This is a genomic window from Actinomycetospora sp. (assembly GCF_055612215.1).
Genome location: NZ_JBVPVA010000068.1, coordinates 1 through 2,072, shown reverse-complemented (window position 1 = coordinate 2,072; position 2,072 = coordinate 1). Strand labels below are relative to the sequence as shown.

The following is a 2,072-nucleotide window of genomic DNA, read 5'->3' as shown; positions in this document are numbered from 1 at the left end:
CCGCCCACCGGCGCGAAGGGCCTCAACCTCGCCGTCGCCGACGTCCGCGTGCTCGACGAGGCGCTGGGGGAGTGGTTCTCGTCGAAGGACGAGACGCTCATGGACGCCTACTCCGAGACGGCGCTGCGCCGGGTGTGGAGGGCGTCGCACTTCTCCTGGACGATGACGACGATGCTGCACGTCGACCCCGACGGCGACCCGTTCGACGAGCAGCTCGCGCTCTCGCACCTGCGGCTCATCGAGTCCTCGGAGAGCGAGCGGCGCACGATCGCGGAGAACTACCGGGGACTGGCCCTCCGCGCCACGTGAACGATCCTCGTCGCCCCGACGACGAATTCCGTTCACATGGACGCGAAGCGGTCCACCAGCGCCGACGTCGCCACCATCGTCGTGAACCGCGCGACGCCCGGCACCTGGGCGAGCGTGCGGCGGAGCAGCACGTCGAGGGCGTGGACGTCGGCGACGTCGACGCGCAGCAGGTAGTCCACGTCGCCCGTGACGTGGTGGCAGCTCACCAGCCCGTCGATGCCGACGATCCACCGCTCGAAGCGTCCGACCGTGTCCGCCGTGTGGTCGACGAGCACGACCGACAGGTGGACGACCAGGGAGCGCCCGATCGCGTCGGGATCGAGCACCGCGCGGTAGCCGCGGATCACGCCGTCGGTCTCGAGGCGACGCAGCCGGCGCTGGGCCGACGACGCCGAGATCGAGACCGCCTCGGCGAGGTCGGCCAGGCTGGAGCGTCCGTGGTCGACGAGGTGGGCGAGGATCGCGCGGTCGATCGTGTCGAGGTGGGCGGTTCGTTCAGTCGTCGGCGTCGTCATGGGTGGATCGTGCACCATCGTGGGTGCCCGCGTCCGAGATCGCCCGGCATCGCTCACCCTCGCGGGCGCACGCTGGGGACATGACGAGGAAGGTGGCCCTGCTGGCGATGGTGATCGCCGGAGCGGCGTGGGGAGCGGTGTTCGTGGCGCCCGGACTGGCGCCGCTCGCGCCGGCGCTGCTGCTGGCGACGGGACGGTTCGTGGCGTTCGGGGCGGTGTCGGTGCCCCAGGTGCGGCGGGTGCTGCGGGCCGATGTCCCGTGGGGCCGCGTGATCGCGCACGCGCTGACCGGGTCGGTCCTCTACTACGCCCTCGTGGCGGTCTCGGTGCGGCTGGCCGGGCCGACCGTCGCCGTCGCGACCATCGGGCTCGTGCCGGTGGTCATGGCCCTGATCTCGGCGAGGGGCACCGGCCGGATCGTCGGCCTCGTCCCGGCGCTCGCGCTCGTCGCCGTCGGCCAGGTGCTGCTGCACGTCGGGCCCGGCCAGGACTGGTCGCTCTCGGCGCTGCTCGGGCTCGGGCTCGCCGTCGTCGCGCTGGCGTCGTGGTCCTGGTACGGGCTGGACTCCCACAAGCTCCTCCACGACCGGCCCGACCTCGCCCCGGTCCTCGCCGGCGCGCAGGGTGTCGCCGCCGGTGCGCTGGCCCTGCCGGCCGCGGTCGCGCTGGTGCTCGTCGAGGGCGTGCCTGCCCAGCCGCTGCGGGCGCTCGCCGTCGTGCTCTTCCTCGGCCTGGTGTCGTCGTGGCTCGCGGTCCGGCTCTGGCACGCCGCGGCCGGCCACCTCTCGCCGGTGCTGGTCAGCCAGCTCATGGCGCTGGAGACCGCGTGGGGGTTCGTGTTCGCCGCGATCGCCGAGGGCGGGCTGCCCGGCCCGCTCGCGCTCGCGGGCGAGGTGGCGATCCTCGGTGGCGTGACCCTCGCGGTCGTCGCCGACGCGCACCGGACGCGGGTGGAGGCCCGCGTGCACGACCACCCGGACGACGTCACCCCGCGGCCGGTGGTCGGTGCCGTTACCCGGAACTCGTAGCGTCAACCGTCAGGAATCCTGATAAAGTCGACGGGCCGACCGCCACGTCCCGGGAGCCCGCCGATGTCCCAGCCGCCACTGTTCGAGACCGTGAGCATCGAGCTCGGGGAGGACGCCGAGGCCGGGATCGGCTGGCTCTTCTTCGACCGGCCGGCCAAGCGCAACGCGATGAACCCGACGCTGAACACCGAGATGATCGCCGCGCTCGACTGGCTCGAGG

At 73.2% G+C, this 2,072-nt stretch carries 3 protein-coding genes; 2 read left to right on the top strand and 1 reads right to left on the bottom strand.

The features are described 5' to 3' along the window. A partial coding sequence (locus AC0CYZ_RS01465; RefSeq protein WP_472211481.1) for an FAD-dependent monooxygenase occupies positions 1-309 on the top strand: 309 nt, incomplete at its 5' end. Positions 310-341: 32 nt separating this feature from the next. On the opposite strand, the gene AC0CYZ_RS01460 is transcribed toward AC0CYZ_RS01465, so the two are convergent. Then, positions 342-824 carry an Lrp/AsnC family transcriptional regulator gene (locus tag AC0CYZ_RS01460; RefSeq protein WP_472211478.1) on the bottom strand — a complete coding sequence of 161 codons (483 nt, stop codon included), beginning with the start codon at positions 822-824 and terminating at the stop codon, positions 342-344. Positions 825-904: 80 nt separating this feature from the next. Here AC0CYZ_RS01460 and AC0CYZ_RS01455 point away from each other — a divergent pair, with 80 nt between their 5' ends. Continuing rightward, on the top strand, positions 905-1,852 hold the full coding sequence (locus tag AC0CYZ_RS01455; protein ID WP_472211475.1) for a hypothetical protein: 948 nt from the start codon (positions 905-907) through the stop codon (positions 1,850-1,852). Positions 1,853-2,072: the final 220 nt, after the last annotated feature.

Bases quoted from the DNA above. Each gene is read 5' to 3' on its own strand.
- AC0CYZ_RS01455 (WP_472211475.1), top strand. From the start codon at position 905: ATGACGAGGAAGGTGGCCCTGCTGGCGATGGTGATCGCCGGAGCGGCG.
- AC0CYZ_RS01460 (WP_472211478.1), bottom strand. From the start codon at position 824: ATGACGACGCCGACGACTGAACGAACCGCCCACCTCGACACGATCGAC.